Genomic DNA, 24,429 nt, shown 5'->3' with positions numbered 1-24,429 from the left:
CCAAGATGAAGGAGGCAGCCCCTCGCCGGAGCCGATTGTAGGCGCGGCGAGGAGGCTTTGGCGGGGCTAGTGGTCGCCGAGGATGCCGGTACGAACGGAGTAGTCGGTGGCGATTTCGTAGTCGGGGTCATCGTCACTATCGACAACGAGGTGGCCTGCCTTGGTGAGCAGGGCGTGGCAATCGCGTGTCAGGTGGCGCAGTTCGATTTTCTTACCGGCGCTCTCGTATTGGCTGGCCAGTTTCTCGATCGCTTGCAGGGCGGATTGATCGGCGACCCGGCTATCGGCGAAGTCGACGATGACACGGGAGGGATCGGTTTCGGGGTGGAAGAGTTCACCGAAACCCGCAGCGGAGCCGAAGAAGAGGGGACCTTTGACTTGGTAGACGCGCGCGCCTTCCGGTGTCTCGTAGGTGGTGGCGCGAATGCGGGTGGCGTTTTGCCAAGCATAGGCGAGGGCCGAGACGATGACCCCCACGACAACGGCGGTGGCAAGGTCTGTGGCGACCGTGACGACCGTGACGAGGATGATGACGAAGGCATCGGTCAGGGGCACTTTGAAAAGGATTTTTAGGGAGTTCCAGGCGAAGGTGCCGATCACCACCATGAACATGACGCCCACAAGCGCCGCCAGAGGGATTTGTTCGATCAGGCTGGAACCGAAGAGGATGAATGACAGAAGGAACAGCGCCGCCGCGATCCCGGCAACGCGGGTTCGCGCACCGGATTTCACGTTGATCATGGATTGGCCGATCATGGCGCAACCGCCCATGCCGCCGAAGAACCCGGTGACGGTGTTGGCGACGCCTTGGGCCACGCATTCCTGGCTTGCGCCGCCTTTTTCGCCGGTGATTTCGCCCACGAGGTTCAGGGTCAGAAGGCTTTCGATCAGGCCAATGGCCGAGAGGATCAGCGCATAGGGGAGGATGACTTGGAAGGTCTCCCATGTCAGCGGAACCGAGGGGATGTGGAACAGTGGCAGGCCACCCTCGATCGAGGCGAGGTCACCCACACGAGGCACGTCGATGCCGAAGATCAGCACGATGGCGGCGGTGATGCCGATCCCGGCCAAGGGCGCGGGGATGGCGTTGGTGATTTTTGGCAGCACCCAAATGATGCCCATTGTCAGTACGACAAGGACCAGCATCGTGGCCAGTTCGACGCCTTGCAGCCATTCGCCCGCCGCCATGCCGTGGCCCGAGGCCTCGGCCGAGCCGGGGACCTGGAACTGGCCCAGTTGCGCCAGAAAGATAACGATTGCCAGCCCGTTCACGAAGCCAAGCATCACCGGATGGGGCACGAGGCGGATGAATTTACCCCAGCGCAGCACGCCCACGGCGATCTGGATCAGGCCCATGAGCACCACGGTTGCCAAGAGATATTCCAATCCGTGGGAGGCCACGAGGCTGACCATAACCACCGCCAAGGCGCCCGTTGCGCCCGAGATCATGCCGGGGCGGCCACCGATGACGGCAGTGATGAGGCCCACGATGAAGGCGGCATAAAGGCCGACCAGAGGGTGCACATCGGCCACGAAGGCAAAGGCCACGGCCTCGGGCACGAGGGCGAGGGCGACGGTCAGGCCTGCGAGGATCTCGATCCGCATCCGGGCGGGGCCCCAGCCGTGGCCCATGTTGGATAACTCGGGTGATAGACGGCTTTTGGCGGCAGCCAGAAGGATGCGGGGCATGGAGAACCTCTTGCAGATCGGAATTTCGGGTGGTGGCGGAATGAAGATCCGCGCAGTTGCGGCTCACCTACGCCCGCAAGGGGGGTAAGTCACGGGTTAGTTGCGAAGTGGCCCAAGCGGGCGTTGCGAAAACCCCACGGCTATCGCGCCCGTTGCAACGGGCAGGGCAGGATGCGACGCTACACGAAACGGGGTTAAGGAGCGGTAAATGGACAGGCATCTGGGGATCATCGGCGGATCGGGCCTCTATCAGATTGAGGGGCTGGAAGACGCGCAGTGGCACAGGGTCGGGACGCCGTTTGGCGCGCCGTCGGACCAAATCTTGTCGGGGCGCATCGGCGCGTTGCCCCTGTCGTTTCTGCCCCGTCACGGGCGCGGCCATGTCCATTCCCCCACCGATGTGCCTTACCGGGCCAATATTGATGCGCTCAAGCGGATCGGGGTCACGGACGTGGTCGCCGTGTCGGCTTGCGGATCGTTCCGAGAGGAAATGGCGCCGGGAGATTTCGTGATCGTCGATCAGTTCATTGATCGGACCTTCGCGCGGGAAAAATCCTTTTTTGGGTCGGGCTGTGTCGCCCATGTCTCGGCCGCGCATCCGGTCTGCCCGGCCCTGTCCGCCACCGCACGCGATGCCGCAATGGCTGCGGGCGTCACTGTGCATGACGGCGGCACGTATCTGGCGATGGAGGGCCCGCAGTTCTCCACCGTGGCGGAAAGCAAGATGTACCGCACCTGGGGGTGTGACGTGATCGGCATGACCAACATGCCGGAAGCGAAGCTCGCCCGCGAGGCAGAGCTTTGTTACGCTTCGGTTGCCATGATCACCGATTATGACAGCTGGCATCCGGATCACGGGGCCGTTGATATCACGCAGATAATCGAGACATTGCACGGCAATGCCGCCGCTGCCCGCGCGATGGTCAAGGGCATTGCCGAGGCCCTTTCGCCGCAAAAGCCCCTATGCGAGGCCCAATGCGACCGGGCGTTGGAGCACGCAATCATGACCGCCCCAGAGGCCCGAGATCCAGAGGTGGTGGCAAGGTTGGACGCCGTGGCCGGGCGCGTTCTGGCGCAAACACGTTGACACAAGGTTTCCACTGGGGATTGCTCTGCCAGTGATAATGAAAGGAGAGCGCCCGAAATGCCCCTAGACACATGGATAACCTTCGTGGCCGCAACAACGGTTTTGCTGCTGATCCCCGGCCCGACAATTTTGTTGGTGCTGAGCTATGCGATCAGCCAAGGCCGCAGGGTCGCGGTGTCCACGGCGGCGGGGGTCGCGGTGGGGGATTTGGTGGCGATGACCGCTTCGCTCGCGGGGCTGGGGGCGGTTGTGTTGGCCTCGGCCACCTTGTTCACGGTGCTGAAATGGGCGGGGGCGGTGTACCTTGTTTATCTTGGTATCAAGATGATCGTATCGGCCCGTGGGGCGGACTTAGCTTTGCCCCAGACCGACGCGATATCAACCCGGCGCACCTTCACCCATGCGGCGGCGGTTACCGCGTTGAACCCGAAATCCATCGCGTTCTTCATCGCTTTCGTGCCGCAGTTCATCCAACCGGGCGCGGCGCTGTTGCCGCAATTTGCCATCCTGGTCGGTACATTCGTGACCATGGCGGCGCTAAACGCACTGGCCTATGCCTTACTGGCGGGCAGCTTGCGCGATCGGCTGGCCCGGCCCGGCGTCATTGCTTGGCTGACCCGAGCGGGTGGCGCGACGCTCATCGGGATGGGCATTCTGACAGCGACACTGCGCCGGAGCTAAAGGTCATCAAGGCGCACGCGCTTCATGGCTTGGGTCAGGGGCGCAAGCGCAGGGGCGGTCAGGCGATTTACATGCCAGAACAGGGGCGTGGCAAACGGCATGTCGGGGGCAAGATCCACCAGATCGCCGCTGGCCAAGGCGTCACGGACCAAGGATAGCGGGTTCAGGCCCCAGCCGATGCCAAGGCGGGCGGCTTCCACAAAGGCTTGGGAATTGGCGATGTAATGGGTCGGCATTGGCACGCTTGAACCCAACCTCTCGGCGACCCAATCCCGTTGCAGCCGATCCTTGGCGTTGAACGTCAGGGCAGGGGCCCGCGAGAGGGTGGTGGCGGTGACACCGTCGGGGAAATGCTCGGCCACGAAGGCGGGGCTGGCACAGGCGATATAGCGCAAATCCCCAAGGGGGTAGCAGTCACACCCCTGCAAGGCCTGCGAGCGAGAGGAGATGGCGGCCGCAACTTGTCCGCGTTTAAGCCAAGCCTCGGAATGGTCTTGGTCGTCGATGATGAGATCAAAGAGAAACCCCTTCAGGGGCGCCAGCATGGGAAGAAGCCACGAGGCCAAGCTGTCGGCATTGGTGGTGATCCGAACCGTGGCAAGGGCGGCCTCGGACAGGCCCAAATCCTTGGCCAGCGTCTTTTCAAGCAGGTGCATCTGGTCCCGGTGGCGCAGCAGTTTTTCCGCCGCAGAGGTCGGAAGGCAAGGCTGGCCGCGTTCGACCAAGATCATGCCTAGGCGGTCCTCCAACTGCTTGATGCGTTGCGAAATGGCCGAAGGGGTGACGGCCAAATGCGCCGCGGCTCTGTCAAAACTGCCAAGGCGGACCACAGCATAAAGAGCTTCGAGTTGGGGATGTTCAAACATTAATCAAACTAATGCAGCTTAAGTTATTGCGATTTGCCTAATGTGAACTGCCGCCGTACTTCCCGCAAGGCACAACGGAGAAGGCTACGGCGATGAATGCGTTTTTTGTGGGGTTTGGGGTCAGCCTCTCTTTGATCTTGGCGATTGGGGCGCAGAACGCTTTTGTCCTGAAGCAAGGCTTGCAACGGCAGCATGTGGCACTGGTGGTAGCGATCTGCGCTGTGACTGACGCCCTGTTGATCGGCGTGGGGGTCACCAGCATCGGCTGGATGACGGCTGAGGCCGCATGGATGACCAATGTGCTTCTTTTTGGTGGGGCCGCGTTCCTGATCTTTTACGGGGCAAAGTCGTTCCACTCCGCGTGGACGGGATCGGGGGCGCTTCTGGCGGCAGGCGAAGTGGTGCAAAGCTGGCAATCGGCGGCGCTGACCTGCATCGCGGTGACGTGGCTGAACCCGCATATGTATCTGGATACGGTGGTGTTGGTCGGCTCGGTCTCGGCGCAATACCCTGATGCGAAACTGACATTCTGGCTGGGCGCGGCGGCGGCCTCCTTCACCTTTTTCGTCACCTTGGGCTTCGGGGCCCGCTTTCTGGCCCCGGTGTTTTCCAGCCGCCGGGCTTGGGTGATCCTGGATGTCTTTGTGGGCTGCGTGATGTGGGTGATTGCCGCAAAGCTGCTGCTTAGCTCTGCCGCTTAAGCCAATCCATCACCGCGCCGCGCACCGACTGCGCGCCAGAGCCACGGGCCTCGGTAATGACGCTACGGGCCTCGCGCAGATCGACCCGGCGCAGGAGCGACTTTACCGGCCCGATGGAGGCAGGCCGCATCGACAGATTGCGCAGCCCCATGGCGGCAAAACACACCGCTTCCACAGGGCGGCCCGCGTCTTCGCCACAGAAGCTGAGCGGCGTGTCGGCCTCATCACAGCGGTGAACGATCTGTTCCAAGAACGTCAGGAACGACACGTTCAGCGTGTCATAGCGGCGGCGCACCCGTTCGTTTTCACGGTCAGCGGCAAAGAAAAACTGCTTCAGGTCGTTGCCGCCGATGGAGATGAAATCTGCCATCTCGAAGAACTGATGCGGGGCAAAGGCCAACGAAGGCGTTTCCAGCATCGCGCCGACCTTGAGGTCCGAGGGCAGGACGTGCCCCAGAGAAGCCTCTCGGTCCATCTCGCGCATCAGGTGATCGCGGGCGGCGGTGAATTCGTCGAACTGGGCAATGAAGGGGAACATTACCGACAGGGGCCGCCCGTTTGCGGCCCGGATCAGTGCCTGCAATTGCATCCGCATCACGCCCGGTTTGTCGAGGCCCACGCGGATCGCACGCCAGCCCAAGGCGGGGTTCGGTTCATCTTGCGGCTTCATATAGGGCAGCACTTTGTCCGAGCCGATATCAAGAGTGCGGAAGATCACACGCTTGTCGCCGGCGGCATCCATGACCTTGGCGTAGAGTTGCGCCAATTCGCCCCGACGCGGCACGCGGGCACGGGTGAGGAATTGCAGTTCGGTCCGAAACAGACCCACCCCCTCGGCCCCGGAAGACGGCAGCGAGGGCAGATCGGCCATCAGGCCCGCGTTCATCTGCAACGAGACCGTCGTGCCGCACTTCGAGGTTGCGGGCTTGTCGCGGATCGAGGCGTAGCGTTCCTGCGCCTCGGCCTGCATCGCCAGCTTATCACGGAACGCAGAAGAGACGGCATCTTCCGGGCGCAGGTGGACGATGCCCTGATCGCCGTCCACAAGGATCGGGTCGCCGTTCAAGGCCTCGGTGTTGATGCGTTTGGCGTGGATCACCAAGGGAATCGCCAAGGCGCGCGCCACGATCGCTGCATGGGACCCAACAGAGCCTTCTTCCAGCACCACGCCGCGCAGGCTGCGGCCATAGTCCAAAAGCTCGCCGGGGCCGATGTTGCGGGCCACCAGAACCGGGTCGAGCGGCATATCCGCGCCTGTGTCACTGCCTTGGCCCGTCAGCAACCGCAGAAGGCGGTTTGACAGGTCATCAAGATCATGGAGCCGTTCACGCAAGTAGGCATCAGGCACCGTTTCCATGCGCGCGCGGGCGGAGGATTGCTCTTTCTCCACAGCGGCTTCGGCGGAAAGGCCCCGCTCGATATCTTCTTCCATTCGCCGCATCCAGCCGCGCGAGCGGGCGAACATGCGGTAGGCCTCCAGAACCTCGGCCTGATCTTTGTCACCCTTCGAGACATGGGTCAGCATCTGGTCAATATCGGTGCGCAGTTGATCCACGGCCTCGTTCAGCCGCACCCGTTCAACGGCGGGATCGTCGGCGACGGGATTCGTGACAACAACGCGCGGCTCATGGAGCCACACATGCCCCATCGCAGCGCCTTCTTGGGCGGTGGTGCCTTTGAACATGAATTGGCTGGTGTGGCGGGCCGACAGGGCGGCGCCTTCGCCCACGAAAGCCCCTAGTTCGGTCATCTCTGCCAGCACCATGGCGACTACTTCGATGGCGTAGACTTCATCCTCGGAATACTCGCGTTCGTCCTTGGATTGCACCACCAAGACGCCGAGGCGTTCCCCAAGGCGCTGGATGGGAACACCCAGGAAGGAGGAATAGGCTTCCTCTCCGGTTTCGGCCATGTAGCGAAAGCCCCGCTCTGCCGGGGCGTTGGCGGTGTTAATTGGACGGGCTTGACGGGCGACACGGCCCACGAGGCCTTCGCCGATGCGCATACGGGTGACGTGGACCGCTTCGGCGGCGAGGCCTTGGGTTGCGCAGAGCTCCAGCGTTTCTGCATCGCGCAACAGGTAGATGGAGCACACTTCCGTGCCCATTGAATCGGCGATCAGATGGGTGATCTTGTCCAAACGCTCTTGGCCCTCACCGGCCTCGGCCATGACGGCCTGAAGACGCGACAAGAGCTTGCGACTTTCCGTTTCAGAATTCTGCGTCATTCGTCCCCGCACCGGCAGCGTGCTACCGCCCTACCACAAGATGTAGCGCGTGGGGTGTTTGTTCGGCAATCCCGTTGTGTCGTCTGTTTGCGGTAACTGAGAAGTTTGCGCAGGGAGAGGGGGCGGGATTCGATATTTATGAAAAGGTGAAATAGGGCACACGCGGAAGTGTGAGCGCCTTGCCTTGGAGGCGGTGGCTGTTTCAGTGTATGGGCGATCCGAGCAGGAAATGGGGCAGGATATGGCAAATCAGATGCGCGCAGCCGATGCGGTTGCCCAGAGGCTTTATGAGGCGGGATGTCGCCACGCGTTCGGGATGCCAGGCGGCGAGGTTTTGACCATCGTCGATGCGCTGGAAAAGGCCGGGATCACGTTTCATTTGGTCAAGCACGAGAACGCGGGCGGCTATATCGGGGAGGGCGTGCATCACGTCGATGGCGCGCCGGTTATTTTGGTCGCAACGGTCGGGCCCGGTCTGATGAACGCGGTGAACGTGGTGGCCAACGCCGAGCAGGACCGGGTGCCGATGGTGGTGTTGACGGGATGTCTCGATGCCGATGAGGCGTTGACGTATACCCATCAGGTTTTGGATCATCGGGCGGTTCTTGCGCCGATCACCAAGGCGACGTTCACGCTGACGGCGGGAGAGGCCGACACGATTGCCGACAAAGCTGTGGCGATTGCCACCGAGCGGCGCATGGGGCCTGTCCTGATCGATGTACCGATTTCTGTGGCCGATGCGCCTAGCGGCGTGCGTGGGCGTAGGCGCGCGCCCGCGGGGCCGGTTGCGCCTTATGGTACGGATTTGCAGAAGGCAGAGGCGTGGTTGAGTGAGGCCAAGAGGCCTGTGATTATTGCGGGCCTTGATGTATTGGCCGATGAGGCAGCCGGTGATCTGCGGACCTTTGCCGAGACGTTTTCGGTTCCGGTCATAACGACCTACAAGGCGAAGGGCGTGTTGCCCGAGGATCATCCGCTGGCCCTTGGGGGGGCGGGGCTGTCGCCGCTGGCCGATACGCATCTGTTGCCCTTGGTACAATCGGCGGACCTGATCCTATGTGTCGGCTATGACCCGATCGAAATGCGTCCTGGTTGGCGAGAGGTTTGGAACCCCGAAACGCAACGGGTTGTTGATCTCCATGCGGTGCCGAACCGGCACTACATGCATCAGGCGACGTTGAGTTTTACTTGCCACATCGGGGCCGGTCTTGCGGCTCTGTCTGGAGCCGAGCCGCAAGATACGTGGCCGGGGGGAGAGCCTTCGGCCACGAAGGCGGCGCTCGCCAGCGCGTTCCCGGTAGATGACGTTTGGGGCCCCGCCGCCGTGATCGCAGAGGCACGCGCCGCGTTGCCCGCCGACACAAGGGCGGCAGTGGACAGTGGCGCACACCGCATTTTGTTGAGCCAGATGTGGGAATGTCCCACGCCGCGTAGCCTGATCCAATCCACCGCATTGTGCACCATGGGGTGCGCGGTGCCGATGGCGATGGGACTTGCGCTGGCTGATCCAGAGCGCCCATCGGTCGCCTTTGTGGGGGATGGCGGATTTCTGATGGTTGCCGGAGAGTTGACGACGGCGGCGGACATGGGGCTGAAGCCGATTATCATCGTGTTCGTCGATGCCTCGCTTGCCCTGATCGAGTTAAAGCAGCGTCAGCGGCAACTAAAGAACGCAGCCGTGGATTACCCGGCAAAGCACGATATCGCGGCGATGGGCCGGGCCATGGGCGGGGCGGGTGTGCGCGTCGGCAACCGGGCCGAGTTGCGCACGGCCATTGAGGGTGCGTTGAAGGCGGATACCTTCACCGTCATCGCCGCAGAGATTGACCGAGGAGGCTATGATGGTCGCATCTAAGGGACCGCTGGACGGGGTCATTGTCCTCGACCTGTCACGCATTTTGGCCGGTCCGACCTGCACGCAAGCCTTGGGGGATTTGGGCGCCACGATCATCAAGATCGAGCATCCTGAGCGTGGTGATGACACCCGCACATGGGGGCCTCCCTTTGCAACGGATTCCGATGGCCAAGCCACCGACCTCTCCAGCTATTTCATGTGCGCCAACCGCAACAAATTGTCGGTTGCGGTGGATATCGCCACGCCTGAAGGGCAGGACACGATCCGCCAGATCGCGGCGCGGGCGGATATTCTGATCGAGAACTTCAAACCCGGCGGGCTTGAGAAGTATGGGCTGGATCACGGCAATATGCTCACAGCTTATCCCCAGCTTATCCACTGTTCGGTTTCGGGGTTTGGCCATACAGGGCCGAACCGGGAAAAACCCGGCTACGATCTGATGGCGCAGGGCTATTCCGGTATCATGTCCCTGACCGGAGAGGCCGATGGCGCACCGGTTAAGGTGGCTGTGGGCATCGCGGATGTCATGACGGGAATGTACGCCAGCGTCGGCATTCTGGCGGCGCTGCGCCACCGGGATCAGACGGGCGAGGGGCAGCATATCGACCTGTCGCTGGTCGATGCCTCCTTGGCGTGGATGATTAACGAGGGCGTGGCCCATCTGACGACGGGGCAGCCGCGGCCGCGGCGCGGGCACCAGCACGCGACAATCGTGCCTTATCAGACCTTCGCCTGCTCGGACGGATTCGTGCTGGTCGCAGTGGGCAATGACCTGCAATACACGCGGTTCTGCGATTTCTTGGGGCGGCCTGATCTGGCGGACGACCCGCAGTTCGCCACCAACTCGGCCCGCGTGGTGAACCGCGATACCCTGATCCCGCAGCTAGAGGCTTTGGTGGCCACCCATACCCAAGCCGAGATCGTGGCTGGGTTGGAAGCGCGTAAAGTGCCTGTGGGCCCGGTGAATACGGTCGAGCAAGCCTTCGCCTCGGATCAGGCAAAGGCGCGCGAAATGCGCATTGATATGCAAAAGGACGGGATCGACCGGGGCGGGGTGGAGCTTATCGGGAACCCGTTAAAGTTCTCGGCCACACCAGTCACATACCGCCGACCGCCGCCGCATCTGGGCGAGGACACGCAGGCTGTCCTCGATTGGCTGGCCGGGAAGCAGGCAACGCCTGAAGCATAGGCAACGGGGCTGAAAACGCGCGAAATCTGACCACTTTAACGCTTGTTTTCAGCGGTTTCCCGCCCAAATTCCAAGTAACCGGGTAGGGGCAGAAATTGCCTCTTCACGCGGGCCTCTCTTCGGCTCACATGTCCGTCATAACTCTGCAACGACCCTTCGCGGGGGCCGACCCTTGGGCTACTCCAAATTCAAGGGACATTATCAGAATCGGAATAGGCATGGCGCAGATTGATTGTTTTGGCCAACCCACAACGATCGCGACGACCGCGGGTGTTGAGGCTTGGAATGCGACGCAGATGGCGTTCTTGGCCCATGGGGCGGCAACGCCCGAGCATCTTGGCGCTACGCTATCAGCGGACCCGGAATTTGCATTGGCCCATGCGGTAAAGGGCATGTTCATGTTGCTTTTGGGGCGTGGAGAGCTGATCCAGACGGCCCGCGATGCCTGCGCGGCGGCACAAACATCCACCCGCAACCGCCCGATCTCAGCCCGCGAACAAGCTTTCGTATCGGCGTTGGAGGTATGGCTGGAAGGGCATCCGTTGAAGGCGGTCGCGCAATTGGACCATGTATTGGAAGTCGCGCCCGAAGACGCGCTTGCGATGAAACTTGCCCATGCGTTGCGGTTTGTCTTGGGCGACGCGCAGGGAATGCGCCGTTCCATCGAAGCGGTGATGCCCGCTTACGGCGAAGACCATTTGGCCCGTGGGTACCTGATGGGCTGCCACGCCTTCACCCTAGAAGAAACAGGCGAATACGGGCGCGCGGCAGCCACCGGAGGGGCCGCGTTGGAGCTGTGTCCCGATGACGCCTGGGGCCTTCACGCGGTGGCCCACGTTTATGACATGACCGGCGCGCCGGAAAAGGGCCTGAACTGGTTGGCAGGGCGAGAGGCTGCTTGGGCCCATTGCAACAATTTCCGCTACCACGTGTGGTGGCACAAGGCGTTGATGCATTTGGACCTAGGGCAGACGGAAACGGTTCTTAACCTTTACGATACGCTGATCCGGGCCGACAAAACCGATGATTACCGCGATATCTCCAACGCGACCTCACTGTTGATGCGTCTGGAGCTGGAAGGCATCGACGTGGGCAATCGGTGGGATGAGTTGGCCGAAACCTCGGCCACCCGAACCGATGATGGCCAGTTGATTTTCGCCGACCTTCACTACCTTTTGGCGCTGGTTGGGGGACGCCGCGAAGACGCTGCGGCCACGTTGGTGGCTCGGATTGCGGCCGATGGTGCACGCTCGGCCAATGAGATGGAGATGCGGATGAGCAGCCCCGGTGTTGCAGCAGCCCAAGGGTTGGAAGCCTTTGGTGAAGGCAATTACAGCGCGGCGTTTCGCGGGCTCAGATTGGCGCGGCGGCACATCCAACTGGCCGGCGGATCTCACGCGCAACGCGATGTGTTTGAGCGTTTGACGATTGATGCAGGCATCCGGGCAGGCGCCATGCGGGAAGCCTTGGGCATCTTGGACGAACGCACCACCCGCCGAGCAGGGCGCGATGACAGCTTTGCAAAAGCCCGGCGCGAGATGATCGCTACCGCCAAAGCGCCCTCCTTGCATGCTTCGATGAACTAGGGACACGCGCGCTTGGCTATGGTCAGTATCACTTCAGACGTTATGTCCCCATCGCCGCAACCGGCTGCCTCCGCCGTTCCTGCGGCGGCGCCCGCGACTGTCCGCGATCCGCGTTTGGATTTCTTCCGCGGGATCGCGATGATCATCATTCTGTTCGCCCATACGCCGGGGAATTTCTTCACCACTTGGATACCGGCGCGTTGGGGGTTCTCTGACGCGACCGAGATGTTTGTCTTCTGCTCGGGCATGGCATCGGCCATCGCCTTTGGGCGCACGTTCGAGAGGGCAGGCTGGGGTCTTGGCACCATGCGCGTCGCCTACCGCTGTTGGCAGGTCTACTGGGCGCATATCGGCATGTTCTTCGCCATTGCGGCCCTGATGGTTGCGCTCAACGCTTTGGGACCGTTTGAAACGAACTATGTGGGGCAGCTGAACCTGATCCCGTTCTTCGACGGGATCACGCGGGACGAAGAGTTGGTTTCCACCACCACCGACCAGATGTTGGGCCTTGTGACGCTGACATATGTGCCGAATTATTTCGACATTTTGCCCATGTATCTGGTGATTTTGGCGATGATGCCCGTCGTCATGGGGCTTAGCCGGATCAACCTGCCCCTAACGGCAGCGGTGGTGCTGACGGTATGGTTGTTTGCGCAATCGCGCATCCTTGAAGCGCTCGGCGTGGGGCACCTGGCCCTATCGTTGCCGGCAGAACCGTGGAGCGATCGTCAGTGGTTCTTTAACCCCTTCGCTTGGCAATTGGTGTTCTTCACGGGCTTCGCCTTCATGATCGGCTGGTTGCCGAAACCGCCCGTCAATAAATGGCTGATCTTGGTTGCGGCATTGATCGTTGTTGCCAACATCCCCCTGTCCAACATTGGGGTTCGGGCCGTGGACCGGGAATGGTTTGGCTTGGCGTTCGAGAATAACCCGGTGGTTGATTGGCGGGTCGCCAACCAGATGTGGATCACCAAAACCGACTTTGGCCTGTATCGCTACGCTCAGTTCCTGTCGCTTGCCTATTTGGGCTGGGTGCTGGTGGGGGAAGGCGGAAAACGGCTGATCGCCGTAGGTAGCGGTTTGGCGTCAAGGGTGTGGGCGCGGGTCGTGATAACGCTCAAGAAGATCGGCCAGCAGAGCCTAGCGGTTTTCGTGTTCTCGATGCTTCTGGCGCGGCTTAACGGGTTTTGGCTGGATCAATGGGGACGCGAGGCGGCCTGGCATACGGTGTTCGTTAACCTTGTTGGCGTCGCGCTATTGGTGGCCGTCGCCTACGGTGTCGGCTGGGTCAAATCACAACCATGGCGGGTGAAACGATGACGAGACCAGTGCCCTTCGGGCAGATGACGCGCCGCTCTTCGCTTGCGCTCCTTGCCGCGGCAATGGCGCAGCCCTCTTGGGGTATGCCAATGGTGCGGGCCGGGTCGACCCATACGTTTGACCGCGCGTGGCTGGAGGCCGAGGCGCGACGTTTGGCGCAAGCACCCCACGTCCCGATGCCCGAAGTGCCCGAGGGCTGGCGCAACCTGAGCTACGATGAATATCGGATGATGTGGTTCAACCCTCAGCGCGGCCTTTGGACCGACGAGGACCGCCCCTTCAAGGTGGATTTTTTCCACCCCGGCCTCTATTTCCCGCGCCCGGTCGAGGTGAACGTGGTGGAAAACGGTCAAGCGCAAACCCTGGCCTTCGACATGTCCCTGTTCGACATGACCGATCAATTCCCCGACCTGCCTGTGGATGAAACCATGGGCTATTCCGGCCTTCGCCTGCGTGCGGCGATGGAACACCCTGATCTCTATACCGAATTCGCGGTGTTCCAAGGGGCAAGTTACTTCCGGGCCATTGGGGCGGGCATGAACTATGGCCTCTCGGCAAGGGGGCTGGCGATCAACACGGCCGGACCCGAGGGAGAGGAGTTTCCCGAATTCACCCGTTTCTGGCTGGAGGCTCCGCAACCGGGCGATGCGCGGCAGGTGCTTCATGCGCTGCTGGATGGAGAGAGCTGCACCGGTGCGTACACCTTCCGCATTGATCCCGGCGATGCCACGTTGATGTCGGTTGAGGTCACGCTTTACCCGCGTGTGGACCTTCCGAACGTTGGCTTGGCGCCTTTGACCTCCATGTTCCTGTTCGATCAGACCAACCGGGCGGGCCACGATGATTTCCGCCCTGCGGTCCACGACAGTGATGGCCTGATGATTCACAATGGCGCGGGAGAGCTGCTTTTCCGTTCCTTGAAGAACCCGGCGCAGCTTGAGGTGTCCTCGTTCGTTGATGACAGCCCACTCGGCTTTGGCCTGATGCAGCGGGCCCGTAACTTGGCGGATTTTGAGGATTTTGAAGCCCACTACCAAAACCGCCCCTCCCTGTGGATAACTCCGGGAGAAAGCTGGGGAGAAGGTTCTGTCCAATTGGTGGAAATCCCTTCTGATCTAGAGGTTTACGACAATATCGTCGCTTTCTGGCGGCCCCGTGACGGGTTGCAGGCCGGGGCGGAATATCGCTTCAGCTATGATATGGAATGGAGCGCGGAGCCGCCGCGCCCTCGTGAGGTTGCTCCGGTGCTGAATACGGCGATTGGCGGCAATTGGGACCGCTCCCGTACCTTGGTTTCGATCGACTTTGCCGATCACCCCGCGCTGTCCGATAGCCCTGACGCGTATACGCAGGTCATCCGCACCAACCGGGGCGAGGTGACGGAAGGGGTGTTGGAACGCAACCCGCGCACCGGTGGTCTGCGCCTGACGTTTGCGTTGGAACCCGGCGAGCATCCGTCGATGGAGTTACGCGCGCAGGTGTTGCTGGGGGAAGAACCTGTCACGGAAGTTTGGCTATATCGGTGGTCCGCATGACGTCTGCGCTTCGCGTCGAGCCCTATATGCCGCCGGACGCGCCCCTGTCGCGTCCGATCCAAGATCTCGGCAGCCGCTACCACGATACCAGCGCCCCGGGCCTTGGCCGGGGGCGGGCGCGGCTATGGCGGCTGGCCACCTTCCTGCCCGCCTTCGCGACGACCTTTGCCCTTGTGGCGGCCTTCACCAACTGGTTCGCCATGGGGGGGCTGACGGGGTTCGAAGCGGCCCTTATCACCCTGATCGCGCTGACGTTTTTCTGGATATCCCTGTCGGTTTCTACCGTGACGGTTGGTCTTTTCCGCCTATTCCTGACCCGAAAACGCGCCGCGCCCGCGCTCGGCCCGGCGATGGATGTGGCGCTTTTGGTGCCCTGCTATAACGAGGTGCCTTGGGACGTATTCGGTAACGCCTGCGCCATGCTTGAGGCACTGGATGCGCACCCCACGCATCACCGCTTCACGCTGTTCATCCTGTCGGACACCCGCGACGCCACCACCGCCGAGCAAGAGCTTCGTGCCTTTGCCACCCTGCGCGCGCGCCTGCCAGAAAGCATCCGCATCCACTACCGCAGACGCGCTGAAAACACCGATCGGAAGGTGGGCAACCTTGCCGATTGGGTGGAGCGTTGGGGCGGCGGCTATGGGGCGATGGTCGTGCTGGATGCCGATAGCCTGATGTCCGGTGACGCGATTGTGGCCCTGACCGATGAGCTTGCGACCGACCCCACCGCGGGCCTGATCCAAAGTTTCCCCAAGCTATACGGGGCCGAAACGGTCTTTGCCCGTGTGCAGCAATTCGCCTCGACCATCTATGGGGCGGTGCTGGCCGAGGGGCTTGCCACCTGGAGCGACCGGGAGGGAAATTATTGGGGCCACAATGCGATTATCCGGACGGCGGCATTCGCCTCTTGCGCGGGGTTGCCGAAAATCAAAACCCTGTCGGGCAAAGGCGCGTTGATCCTTTCCCACGACTTCGTAGAGGCGGGTCTGCTGCGCCGCGCCGGATGGGGTGTGCGGTTCTCTCCGCGCATCCAGGGCAGTTATGAGGAAGTGCCCGCAACGCTGATCGACTATGTCATTCGCGACCACCGTTGGTGCCAAGGCAACCTTCAACACCTGAAACTTTTGGCGACCAAAGGCTTTCACGGGGTCAGCCGGTTCCACTTGTTCCACGGCGCGATCAGCTACCTACTTAGCCCCGCGTGGTTCGCCTTGCTGATGGTGTGGGCGCTGATCGGTACCGGCGCAGAGCAGAACGTGATCCGCTACTTCTCAGGGGTGAACCCGCAGGTGCAATGGCCTGAAATGACAGCCATCCACGCCACCGCGCTGCTGGTCTTCATGTACGGAATGTTGCTGGCACCCAAAGCCTTGGGGGCTGCCGCATTGGGTGGCGTGGGCCTGCGCCTTTCGGAACTTGGCGGGGTGACGGGCTTTGTCACATCGTTTGTGACAGAACTGATCTTGTCGATCCTTTATGCGCCAATCCTGATGGTTCAGCAGACCGTGGCGGTGTTGAAAACATTGGCTGGCATCAAGGTAGATTGGCGGCCACAGACCCGCGCGGGGGGGCAATATTCGCTCTGGGCGTTGCTGAAGTTCCACTGGTTGGAAACCCTGTCCGGGGCCGCGATGATCGCGGGGATGCTTGCCGGGATCGTATCATTTTGGTTGCTGCCGATTGCGATTTCGCTGGCTATCGCGGTGCCCCTCTCGGCCTTCTCGGGCCTGCGGTTGACGAGGTTCCGCGCGACGGCCCGCGCCCTTGGCACGCCCGAGGTATATGCGGCTCCTGCGATCATTCGCGCTGCAAGAGCGCACCGGGCGGAGCTGCGGGCGACCTTGGCTACACTGCCCAGTGCGGCGGAATAGGGCGGCTAGAGCGCCTCAAACCAATCTAACGCCAGATCGGACCAACCACGGGGCACAGCATGGCCGCCGGGGAAGAGCGAAAATTGGAGCGACCCGCCCTCGCATGACGTCCAGATACGGTGCCAGTAGTAGCCCTCGTTGGTGATCTCGTCTGGGGCGGAGAGGGCGCAATTGTTGGTCTCGCGCCAGATTTCCATGGAGGCGAAGACGTCCCCCTGGCGCAGGGTGCCGTTGCGAAGCACGCGGCCTTCAATCGGGACGGTGCCATCGCTCCAACCGTGGGTATGTAGCAGATCAACGGGGCCAGCGCAGGCGTCCAGCGCCGGGTGGGGCCGCCAGAAGGCACCCGCAACGGGGGCATAGGCCCGCGCAAGATTGGGCTCGGCGCAGGCGAGGTAGGAGGTCATGGAGCCGCCGATAGAAAAGCCCGCGATCAGAACCGCGTCGCGGTCGATGTTATGCACCTCAGCGGCGTCAGACAGGACTTGGGTGATGAAGGCAGGCTCATCGCGCAGGGGTGTTTCGGTCGGACGGAAGGACCACGTTGAACCGGATCGCCCCTCGCGCTGGACCCCTTGCGGACCAATCACCGCATAGCCCCGCGCGGTGACCGCCGCGGCCAGCATATTGACCATACCCTCACCCCGACCACCGGCGCCGTGCAGCATCACGAGGGTGGGGAAGGGGCCTTCGCCGTCGGGCAGCGTGATGTGGTATTCGCCCAAAGGCACCTCGCAAGGGCCCGCCCTATCGGCGCAATCCGCGAAGGCTGGCGTGGCGAGAAGGAAAGCCGCGAGGGGTGTGTACTTGAGCATAGGTCGTTCCTTGGCGTGAGAGGAGGAGCAGGGCGGCAAGGGGTGGCGTTACGAATTACGGTTCAGGGGAAGGCCTGCGTTGATCCAGCCCGGCCCCGCAGCGGAGCCGAGCATGCCTTCGGGGACATCCATGACGTTCGTGAACCCGGCCTCGATTAACCGATTTGTCATCCGGGATGAACGTACCCCGCGCATGCAGATCAGTGCGATCCTTGCGTCGGCGGAGCCGCCCGTCAGGTCTAGCAAAGCATCGGTAAAATCCTCTCTCCGCATGTCGAGCCGATGGCCTGAGGCGGGGCTGCCGGTGGCGGCCCATTCATCGGGGCGGCGAATGTCGATCAGCAAAATCTCTCCGCTGCTGGCCAAATCGTGGGCCGTTGCCACGTCGATCTGCGCATCGACGCCTTCTGACAGCGCGGTGTAGAACAGGTTGCGCCCCTCGGTCGCGGCAAACGCGCCGCCGACAAGGGCCAAGGCCCCGGCGCCAAGCAGAAATCTACGGCGGTTCACGTCAACTTGCCTCCAGATATCCGGTGACGATGCTGGCCATCGTCTCGGGGCCCAAGACGGGGGGAAGTAGTGTTAGCACGGTGCCATCGCCGTCGAGCAGGTAGATGAAAGACCCGTGGGAGAACACGGTGCCATAGAAGGGATCAACGAAAAGCTCCTCGAATTCAACGGAGTATCCGGTATATGCCTCTTGCAGTGCGGCTTCCGTTCCGGTCAGTCCGACAAAGTCGGGATGGAACACGGATAGGGCCTCGGCCATGGCGTCGGGGGTGTCACGCTCGGGATCCACGGTAATCATGACCGGACGCAATGTGCCGCCTGCCTCTGCCACGATCTCGACCGTGCTGGCCATGAGCGGCAGTGCGGCCGAGCAGATTTCCTGACAATTTGCGTAGCCAAAGAACACCAATTGGTGGTGCCCGTCGGGGTCCGCCTCCGTCCGCTCGGCCCCGGTCTGGTCGATCAAGGTAAACGCTCCGCCGAGATCATCGGTCAATGACTGTGCCTGGGCTGCGCCTGCGCATAGCAACAGGGCGAGCAGAGCCAGTTTGTTCATTGAACGGCCTCCCACGCTTCTTGCCATGTTTCGCCGGTGCCGAGGTATCCATCAGCCTCGATCAGGGCCAACACGCGGGGATCATTGCGATACCAGCGGCCTTCTTGGCTTGCGGCCTCGGGGTTTGCTTCGGCCCAATCGTCGGTCCAACCGTCGGCGGTGGTCCAGTCCTCAGTGCCCGCAAGGCGGACCATTTGCACAAGGTAGACGTTGGTGGCGCCGACGTAGTCGTCTTCGATCATCAGGCCATCCACCTCGACCAATTCCCCGCAGAAGGGGGCCAGATCGACCGCCGCCCCGGTGAAAATACCTTGGCCGTTTTTGTTGGGGTAGGTCAGCACGCCGTCCACGGTCCGCAGCAAGCCCAACTGCCGCCCCGTGGCGCATTCGTTGGCGCAATCGCCGGCCACTTCGCAGAGCAGATCCACGACCGTGGCCTCAAAACGGGCAGGTTCTTCCCAGGCGAGGTTCCAGGACCGCGCCTCGGACCCGGCGGAGAAGGGGCCTTCTTGGGCGGCTAACGGGGCCGCGGCGGCCGCGATAAACGCGGTAAGGAGGGTGGTTTTTGTCAACTGGCGCATCTTCAGCCCTCCGGGGTGGGGATTGCGAAGCCGGGAATGGCGCCGAAATCAGTGTGGTTAATGTTGGTGATGCCGTGATCTTGGACCAGCGTGTTAATCACGAGGTAGTTCAGCCCGTCGCGGGCAAACAGATCGCCTTCAACCGTGACCTCGTGAGAGGCCAGTTCCAACTGGGTCTGGCCCGAGGCGCTTTGATCGTCGCCGCCGATCGCCAAGATCATGTAGACGGTGCCGTCTTCGCCGAGAAGCCCCACGGGAATGCCGCCTGCCGAGCACCAGATTGCACAGGTGTGATGTGCGGTGCCCTGGACTGCATCGGGGCCGCCCATGACGCCAGAGAAATAGCACCAAGTGTCGATGACTTCGCCTCGGATCGTGACGGCCTCGGCTGCCGCAAGGCTTGGCGCGGCGGCCAAGAGTAGTGCGGTGGGAAGTAGGTGTTTCATCTGAAAAGCGCCCCCTTTGTCGTGTTCCTTTATGGGAGCGTAGCAGGGAAGCGGCAGCGGGTGGGATCACGTTTTTGCGCACTGAGCGTGGCCGTGCTAATGACCCAATAAAGAACGCGTGAAAACACGAGGAGAGGCCGCAGTGGCAAGACAGGCGATGAAGGCAGGGTTACTGGCCCTGGCGGCCGCAATGCTTCAGGGCTGCGCCGCCGTGCGCGTCGCTGACACGGCGGTAGATGCCACGGTTTTCGCGGGCACCACAGTTGTGCGTGGCGCCGGGGCTGCGGGCCGTGTGGTTACCGGCACGACCCGAGAGCGTTGCGATAACGGACAGCGCCGGCGGCGCTGCTAATCAGGCAGCTGTTTCCAGCTCGAACGCGTCGTGCAGGGCTTGCACGGCCAGTTCCATATATTTGCGGTCGATCAGGACCGAGACTTTGATCTCGGACGTTGTGATGACTTTGATGTTCACGCCTTCGTCGCGCAGGGTCTGGAACATTTTCGCAGCAACGCCGGCGTGGCTCCGCATCCCGATCCCCACGATAGAGACTTTGGCCACATCGGTATCGGCGATCAGTGAGGCAAAGTTGATATCGCCCGCTGCTTTCGCGTCGCCCATGGCTTTTTCGGCCCGCGCGACTTCGCCAACCGGGCAGGAGAAGGTCATGTCCGTGATCCCGCCGTCCGAGATGTTTTGCACGATCATATCGACGTTCACGCCAGCCTCGGACAAGGGACCGAAGATGGCGGCAGCGATGCCGGGGCGGTCTTCCACCGACTGAAGGGTCATTTTTGCTTCATCGCGGGAATAGGCGACACCGGCTACTACGTTGGATTCCATGATCTCTTCCTCCGGGCAGACGAGGGTGCCGGCATCATCGGACGGCTCCTCAAACGATGACAGAACGCGCAGGCGCACGTTGAAGCGCATGGCCAGTTCGACCGAGCGGGTTTGCAGGACTTTGGCCCCGAGAGAGGCCAGTTCCAACATCTCTTCAAACGAGATGCGGTCCAGCTTGCGGGCCTTGGTGGTGATGCGCGGGTCGGTGGTGTAGACGCCGTCCACATCAGTGTAGATGTCGCAGCGTTCGGCCCCGAAAGCGGCGGCGAAGGCCACGGCGGTCGTGTCGGAGCCACCGCGCCCAAGGGTCGTGATGCGGCCTTCGGGCGAGATGCCCTGGAAGCCTGCCACCACAGCCACGCGCATCCCTTCGCCGAATTTGGCGTTCAGGTTGTCGGTCGGGATTTCCTCGATCCGGGCGCTGGCGTGGGCGTCGGTGGTCAGCAGCGGCACTTGCCAGCCTTGCCAACTGCGCGCGGGCACGTCCATTTCCTGCAAGGTCAGCGCCATGAGGCCCGCGGTCACGTTCTCGCCCGAGGAGACCACCGCGTCATATTCACGGGCGTCGTAGAACTGGCCGGTTTCCTCGACATAGCCCACAAGTTTGTTGGTCTCGCCTGACATGGCCGAGACGATGACGATCACGTCGTAGCCGTTTGCAACTTCGCGGCCCACGCGCTTGGCAGCGCGGCGGATGCGGTCGAGTGTGGCGACAGAGGTGCCGCCGAATTTCATCACTAGAAGGGGCATGATTGGTCCCGTTGTTCAGTCGCGCACGGGCTTACCCCTGTGGCGCTCTGGGGGCAAGTGTGGGTTGGGACGGCGGGGCCAGACGAGGGTAGGCGTGGGTTGACGAGAGTTGAGGCGCGGGTGGAGGCTGCGGGAAGGGGGCCAGCCCCCTTTGCGACTTTTTCAAAGAAAAAGCTCGCATACCCCCGGAGGTGTATTTGCCAAGATGAAGGAGCAGGGCGCGCGCGTTTCAGGGGAGGTAGCGGGCGGCCTCCTTGGCGGCGAAGGGTTTGAGGCGGGCGCCGTGGGTTTCCAACCATCCGCGCGCGGCGTCCTGATCGCGTTTGGAGAGGTCACGCAGCCACCAGGCGATGGCTTTTTGGATGAACCATTCAGGATCTTCCGCAAGGGTTTCGGCCCATCCTAGAACGCGGGTGCGGGCGGCTTGTTCAGTGGCGGAGGGATGGCGGGATTTGAGAAACGGCAAGGTGAAGACGAAGGCGGCGCGCCGGGTCCACATGTGATCGGCACGTGTCCAGTCTTCGAGCTGCTCGAGGCGGCTGGGGTCCTGGATCAGGCGTTTTTGGCCGCCTTGGGCGACGGCGTCGGCGATCGCCCAGGAGTCGAACTGGGGCACGGAAGAAGATATCCAATCCCAAGCAGCGTGGTCATCGGGGCGCATCCGGGCTTGCAGGAACAGTTTTCCGGCGGCGATTCGGGCCTCAAAAATATCGGTGTCCCAAAGGGATTGAGCGAGCGCCACGAGGCTAGCGTGATCTGGTGCCGCCTTGCGCCATTGGGTGGCAAGGTCACCGGTCACAGCGTTGGAAAGGCCCAAGTATTCCCGTTCTGCCTTGTGATAGGCGGCCATTCCGGCGGCCTTTTCCGGGTCCGCATGGGCACGGAGGGCTTGGAGGGCGTCATCAATATTCATCGGGGTTTCGCGATCTGCCAGTCGAGGTGAGTGCGCACGACGGGCCATTCCGGGGCGGTGATGGAATAGACGGCGGTGTCGCGGATCGTGCCATTGGGGCTGCGCATATGGGCGCGAAGGAGGCCGTCGAACTGCGCCCCCAGCCGCTCGATCGCGCGGCGCGATTGTTGGTTCAGCCGGTGGGTGCGGAACTCCACGGCGAGGCAGTTCCAGACCTCGAACGCATGGGTGAGGAGCAAGCGTTTGGCCTCGGTGTTCAGGGGGCCGCGTTGGGCCGTGGGGGCGATCCAGGTAGAGCCGATTTCGACCCGTGGCGCGGCGTGGTCGATGTTCATATAGGTGGTCATGCCGATGGGCGTGCCGCTGGCATCCATTTGGGTAAAGGGGATCATGGTGCCCGCGTCACGCGCGGCCAAACGGCGGTCGATTTCGGCGGCCATCCCTTCAGCCGAGGGGATGGTGGTGTACCATAGCTTGTGCAGATCGGCGCTGCGGCTGGCAGCGGCCAAGGCATCGTGGTGGTCGTGGCCGAGCGGCACGAGACTGACGTGCTGCCCTTTTAGCGTCAGGTCAATAGGGCCAAGGCGGGCGGGCGTGGTCATTCAACCGTCACAGACTTCGCCAGATTGCGTGGTTGGTCCACATCCGTGCCTTTGTGAAGCGCTGTGTGATAGGCAATCAACTGGGCGGCCACGGCATAGAGCATGGGGGCCAAGACCGGGTCCACCTTGGGCATGACCAACGTTGCCCATGTGCCGTCACCGGCCTGTTCGGCGCCTTCGGCATCGGTCACCAGCCAAACCTGACCATCGCGGGCCATGACCTCTTGCATGTTGGAGATCGTCTTGTCGAACAGCGCGTCTTTAGGGGCGAACACGATCACCGGAACGGACTTGTCGATCAAGGCGATGGGGCCGTGCTTCAGCTCTCCACTCGCGTAGCCTTCGGCGTGGATGTAGCTGATTTCCTTGAGCTTCAGCGCCCCTTCCATGGCGAGCGGGAACATCGCGCCGCGCCCCAGAAACAGAACTGACGAGGCCTCGGCCAGTTTCGCGGTATGGGTGGCGATCTTGCCTTCCAGTGCCAGCGCCTGATTGATCAGGCCCGGCATGCCGCGCAGGGTTGCCAGCAGCTCTGCCGCGCGTTTGGCGTCGATCTTGCCCCGCTGGCGGGCGGCAAAAATGGCGAGATTCGCCAGCACGCCCAACTGGTTCATGAAGGCCTTGGTGGAGGCAACGCCCACCTCCACGCCCGCCATGATCGGCAAGGCCAGATCGGATTCCCGCGCGATGGAGGAGCCGGGCACGTTCACCACAGATACGACCCGGTCAACTTTTTCGGACACATAACGCAGCGCGGCAAGCGTGTCGGCGGTCTCGCCCGATTGGCTGACGAACAGGGCAGTCGCTTTGTCCGAGACCGGAGGTTCGCGGTAGCGGAATTCCGAGGCGATATCGACATCGCAGGGAATGCCCGCGATCTGTTCGAACCAGTATTTCGCCACAGCGCAGGCGTAGTAGGCGGTGCCGCAGGCGACAAAAATCATCCGGTCGGTTTGAGTGAAATCCAGCGTCTCGGGCAGGGCGACTTCGCCGTCCACCGTGTAGTGGCCCAAGCAATCTGCCAACACGACGGGCTGCTCGAAAATCTCTTTCGCCATGAAGTGCTTATGGCCGCCCTTGTCCAACTGCATGGACTGCGCGGGCACGTTAATCATCTCGCGATTGGCGAGATTGCCATCTGCGTCGTGAATTTCTGCGCCAGCGCGGGTGACGAAGGCATAATCGCCTTCCTCTAGGTAGGTGATCTGGTTCGTCATTGGCCCAAGGGCGATGGCGTCTGAGCCGACGAACATCTCTCCGTCACCGTGTCCAATCGCGAGCGGAGAGCCCATGCGCGCGGCGACAAGAAGATCCTCTTCGCCGTGGAACAGGAAGGCCAGCGCATAGGCGCCCTCAAGATGTTTCAGGGTTTCAACGGCGGCTTCACGGGGCGGCAGGCCCTTATCAAGGAAATCTTCGCACAGTTGTGCCACGGTTTCCGTATCGGTCTGGGATACGAAAGTGCGGTGCTGAAGGCCGTCACGAAGTTCCTTAAAGTTCTCAATAATACCGTTGTGGACAACGGCGACACGGCCCGCTTGATGGGGATGCGCGTTGGCGACAGTCGGCCCGCCGTGGGTGGCCCACCTTGTGTGGCCGATGCCGGATTTGCCCGCCAACGGTTGATGTACAAGGGTGTCGGATAGGTTAACCAGTTTCCCCACGGCGCGGCGGCGATCGAGGACGCCGTCGTTCACAGTAGCGATCCCGGCGCTGTCATAACCGCGATATTCCAGACGCTTCAGCGCCTCTACAAGGATCGGCGCAACCTCATGGTCGCCCAAAACACCAACGATTCCACACAT

22 protein-coding genes are annotated in these 24,429 nt (G+C 62.1%); 10 read left to right on the top strand and 12 right to left on the bottom strand.

Annotation, left to right across the window (positions count from 1 at the left end):
* Nucleotides 1–66: 66 nt before the first annotated feature.
* Entirely contained in the window at nt 67–1,689 is a 1,623-nt protein-coding gene (locus K3728_13890) for a SulP family inorganic anion transporter (GenBank protein UWQ94780.1), read from the bottom strand.
* Between the two features lie 208 nt (nt 1,690–1,897).
* Here K3728_13890 and K3728_13885 point away from each other — a divergent pair, with 208 nt between their 5' ends.
* Nucleotides 1,898–2,776 carry an S-methyl-5'-thioadenosine phosphorylase gene (locus K3728_13885; GenBank protein ID UWQ94779.1) on the top strand — a complete coding sequence of 293 codons (879 nt, stop codon included), beginning with the start codon at nt 1,898–1,900 and terminating at the stop codon, nt 2,774–2,776.
* Nucleotides 2,777–2,833: 57 nt separating this feature from the next.
* Nucleotides 2,834–3,457, top strand: coding sequence for a LysE family translocator (locus K3728_13880; protein ID UWQ94778.1), 624 nt, complete (start codon nt 2,834–2,836; stop codon nt 3,455–3,457).
* Here the strand turns inward: K3728_13880 and K3728_13875 are convergent.
* Nucleotides 3,454–4,323 carry a LysR family transcriptional regulator ArgP gene (locus tag K3728_13875; protein ID UWQ94777.1) on the bottom strand — a complete coding sequence of 290 codons (870 nt, stop codon included), beginning with the start codon at nt 4,321–4,323 and terminating at the stop codon, nt 3,454–3,456. The two genes, K3728_13880 and K3728_13875, sit on opposite strands and share 4 nt — an antisense overlap.
* Before the next feature lie 92 nt (nt 4,324–4,415).
* Between K3728_13875 and K3728_13870 the strand changes: the two genes are divergently transcribed.
* Nucleotides 4,416–5,024, top strand: a complete 609-nt coding sequence (locus K3728_13870; GenBank protein ID UWQ94776.1) for a LysE/ArgO family amino acid transporter — start codon at nt 4,416–4,418, stop codon at nt 5,022–5,024.
* On the opposite strand, the gene ptsP is transcribed toward K3728_13870, so the two are convergent.
* Nucleotides 5,008–7,251: a phosphoenolpyruvate--protein phosphotransferase gene (gene ptsP, locus K3728_13865; GenBank protein ID UWQ94775.1), complete on the bottom strand. Its 2,244-nt coding sequence runs from the start codon at nt 7,249–7,251 to the stop codon at nt 5,008–5,010. The genes K3728_13870 and ptsP overlap by 17 nt on opposite strands.
* 241 nt (nt 7,252–7,492) lie before the next feature.
* On the opposite strand from ptsP, the gene K3728_13860 reads away from it, so the two are divergent.
* From K3728_13860 to mdoH, 6 genes are all read left to right on the top strand, one after another.
* A complete protein-coding gene (locus K3728_13860) occupies nt 7,493–9,106 on the top strand; it encodes a thiamine pyrophosphate-binding protein (GenBank protein UWQ94774.1) in 1,614 nt (537 codons plus the stop codon).
* Nucleotides 9,093–10,295 (top strand): CoA transferase, encoded by a 1,203-nt coding sequence (locus K3728_13855; protein UWQ97567.1) that lies wholly within the window; start codon nt 9,093–9,095, stop codon nt 10,293–10,295. The genes K3728_13860 and K3728_13855 overlap by 14 nt, the downstream gene beginning before the upstream one ends.
* Before the next feature lie 218 nt (nt 10,296–10,513).
* Nucleotides 10,514–11,881, top strand: coding sequence for a tetratricopeptide repeat protein (locus K3728_13850; protein UWQ94773.1), 1,368 nt, complete (start codon nt 10,514–10,516; stop codon nt 11,879–11,881).
* Nucleotides 11,882–11,899: 18 nt separating this feature from the next.
* Complete coding sequence (locus K3728_13845; GenBank protein ID UWQ94772.1) at nt 11,900–13,201, top strand: OpgC domain-containing protein; 1,302 nt, start codon at nt 11,900–11,902, stop codon at nt 13,199–13,201.
* A 23-nt stretch (nt 13,202–13,224) separates the two neighbouring features.
* A complete protein-coding gene (locus tag K3728_13840; protein UWQ97566.1) occupies nt 13,225–14,736 on the top strand; it encodes a glucan biosynthesis protein G in 1,512 nt (503 codons plus the stop codon).
* Entirely contained in the window at nt 14,733–16,610 is a 1,878-nt protein-coding gene (mdoH, locus tag K3728_13835) for a glucans biosynthesis glucosyltransferase MdoH (protein ID UWQ94771.1), read from the top strand. The genes K3728_13840 and mdoH overlap by 4 nt, the downstream gene beginning before the upstream one ends.
* A 5-nt stretch (nt 16,611–16,615) precedes the next feature.
* Here the strand turns inward: mdoH and K3728_13830 are convergent, their stop codons facing one another.
* Genes K3728_13830 through K3728_13810 form a run of 5 tightly spaced genes read right to left on the bottom strand, consistent with a single transcriptional unit; the run spans nt 16,616 to nt 19,518 of the window.
* The gene (locus K3728_13830) at nt 16,616–17,425 is read right to left on the bottom strand and encodes a polyhydroxybutyrate depolymerase (protein UWQ94770.1); all 810 of its coding nucleotides are present in this window, start codon (nt 17,423–17,425) and stop codon (nt 16,616–16,618) included.
* Between the two features lie 48 nt (nt 17,426–17,473).
* Nucleotides 17,474–17,953 carry a rhodanese-like domain-containing protein gene (locus K3728_13825; GenBank protein UWQ97565.1) on the bottom strand — a complete coding sequence of 160 codons (480 nt, stop codon included), beginning with the start codon at nt 17,951–17,953 and terminating at the stop codon, nt 17,474–17,476.
* Nucleotides 17,937–18,482, bottom strand: a complete 546-nt coding sequence (locus K3728_13820; GenBank protein UWQ97564.1) for an SCO family protein — start codon at nt 18,480–18,482, stop codon at nt 17,937–17,939. The genes K3728_13825 and K3728_13820 overlap by 17 nt, the downstream gene beginning before the upstream one ends.
* Before the next feature lie 5 nt (nt 18,483–18,487).
* Entirely contained in the window at nt 18,488–19,072 is a 585-nt protein-coding gene (locus K3728_13815) for a hypothetical protein (protein UWQ94769.1), read from the bottom strand.
* Between the two features lie 2 nt (nt 19,073–19,074).
* Nucleotides 19,075–19,518 carry a hypothetical protein gene (locus tag K3728_13810; GenBank protein ID UWQ94768.1) on the bottom strand — a complete coding sequence of 148 codons (444 nt, stop codon included), beginning with the start codon at nt 19,516–19,518 and terminating at the stop codon, nt 19,075–19,077.
* Nucleotides 19,519–19,660: 142 nt separating this feature from the next.
* Between K3728_13810 and K3728_13805 the strand changes: the two genes are divergently transcribed.
* Nucleotides 19,661–19,870: a hypothetical protein gene (locus K3728_13805; GenBank protein UWQ94767.1), complete on the top strand. Its 210-nt coding sequence runs from the start codon at nt 19,661–19,663 to the stop codon at nt 19,868–19,870.
* Here the strand turns inward: K3728_13805 and K3728_13800 are convergent, their stop codons facing one another.
* The 4 genes from K3728_13800 to glmS all read right to left on the bottom strand — a co-directional run bounded on the left by K3728_13800 (nt 19,871) and on the right by glmS (nt 24,429).
* Entirely contained in the window at nt 19,871–21,109 is a 1,239-nt protein-coding gene (locus K3728_13800; protein ID UWQ94766.1) for an aspartate kinase, read from the bottom strand.
* A 229-nt stretch (nt 21,110–21,338) separates the two neighbouring features.
* Nucleotides 21,339–22,022 carry a DNA alkylation repair protein gene (locus K3728_13795; GenBank protein ID UWQ94765.1) on the bottom strand — a complete coding sequence of 228 codons (684 nt, stop codon included), beginning with the start codon at nt 22,020–22,022 and terminating at the stop codon, nt 21,339–21,341.
* Nucleotides 22,019–22,624 carry a GNAT family N-acetyltransferase gene (locus tag K3728_13790; protein ID UWQ94764.1) on the bottom strand — a complete coding sequence of 202 codons (606 nt, stop codon included), beginning with the start codon at nt 22,622–22,624 and terminating at the stop codon, nt 22,019–22,021. Before K3728_13790 ends, K3728_13795 begins: the two co-directional genes overlap by 4 nt.
* Nucleotides 22,621–24,429 carry a glutamine--fructose-6-phosphate transaminase (isomerizing) gene (gene glmS, locus K3728_13785; GenBank protein UWQ94763.1) on the bottom strand — a complete coding sequence of 603 codons (1,809 nt, stop codon included), beginning with the start codon at nt 24,427–24,429 and terminating at the stop codon, nt 22,621–22,623. The genes K3728_13790 and glmS overlap by 4 nt, the downstream gene beginning before the upstream one ends.

The sequence above is a fragment of the Rhodobacteraceae bacterium M385 genome (assembly GCA_025141835.1).
Taxonomy (GTDB): domain Bacteria; phylum Pseudomonadota; class Alphaproteobacteria; order Rhodobacterales; family Rhodobacteraceae; genus Gymnodinialimonas.
The sequence above is the reverse complement of the archived record's forward strand: the minus strand, read 5'-3'. Positions and strand labels throughout refer to the sequence as shown.

Coding starts and splice junctions, on each gene's coding strand:
- K3728_13850 (UWQ94773.1), top strand. CDS start 10,514: ATGGCGCAGATTGATTGTTTTGGCCAACCCACAACGATCGCGACGACC.
- K3728_13875 (UWQ94777.1), bottom strand. CDS start 4,323: ATGTTTGAACATCCCCAACTCGAAGCTCTTTATGCTGTGGTCCGCCTT.
- glmS (UWQ94763.1), bottom strand. CDS start 24,429: ATGTGTGGAATCGTTGGTGTTTTGGGCGACCATGAGGTTGCGCCGATC.
- K3728_13790 (UWQ94764.1), bottom strand. CDS start 22,624: ATGACCACGCCCGCCCGCCTTGGCCCTATTGACCTGACGCTAAAAGGG.
- K3728_13890 (UWQ94780.1), bottom strand. CDS start 1,689: ATGCCCCGCATCCTTCTGGCTGCCGCCAAAAGCCGTCTATCACCCGAG.
- K3728_13855 (UWQ97567.1), top strand. CDS start 9,093: ATGGTCGCATCTAAGGGACCGCTGGACGGGGTCATTGTCCTCGACCTG.
- K3728_13815 (UWQ94769.1), bottom strand. CDS start 19,072: ATGCGCCAGTTGACAAAAACCACCCTCCTTACCGCGTTTATCGCGGCC.
- K3728_13795 (UWQ94765.1), bottom strand. CDS start 22,022: ATGAATATTGATGACGCCCTCCAAGCCCTCCGTGCCCATGCGGACCCG.
- K3728_13840 (UWQ97566.1), top strand. CDS start 13,225: ATGACGCGCCGCTCTTCGCTTGCGCTCCTTGCCGCGGCAATGGCGCAG.
- K3728_13830 (UWQ94770.1), bottom strand. CDS start 17,425: ATGCTCAAGTACACACCCCTCGCGGCTTTCCTTCTCGCCACGCCAGCC.
- K3728_13870 (UWQ94776.1), top strand. CDS start 4,416: ATGAATGCGTTTTTTGTGGGGTTTGGGGTCAGCCTCTCTTTGATCTTG.
- mdoH (UWQ94771.1), top strand. CDS start 14,733: ATGACGTCTGCGCTTCGCGTCGAGCCCTATATGCCGCCGGACGCGCCC.
- ptsP (UWQ94775.1), bottom strand. CDS start 7,251: ATGACGCAGAATTCTGAAACGGAAAGTCGCAAGCTCTTGTCGCGTCTT.
- K3728_13880 (UWQ94778.1), top strand. CDS start 2,834: ATGCCCCTAGACACATGGATAACCTTCGTGGCCGCAACAACGGTTTTG.
- K3728_13810 (UWQ94768.1), bottom strand. CDS start 19,518: ATGAAACACCTACTTCCCACCGCACTACTCTTGGCCGCCGCGCCAAGC.
- K3728_13800 (UWQ94766.1), bottom strand. CDS start 21,109: ATGCCCCTTCTAGTGATGAAATTCGGCGGCACCTCTGTCGCCACACTC.
- K3728_13885 (UWQ94779.1), top strand. CDS start 1,898: ATGGACAGGCATCTGGGGATCATCGGCGGATCGGGCCTCTATCAGATT.
- K3728_13845 (UWQ94772.1), top strand. CDS start 11,900: ATGGTCAGTATCACTTCAGACGTTATGTCCCCATCGCCGCAACCGGCT.
- K3728_13860 (UWQ94774.1), top strand. CDS start 7,493: ATGGCAAATCAGATGCGCGCAGCCGATGCGGTTGCCCAGAGGCTTTAT.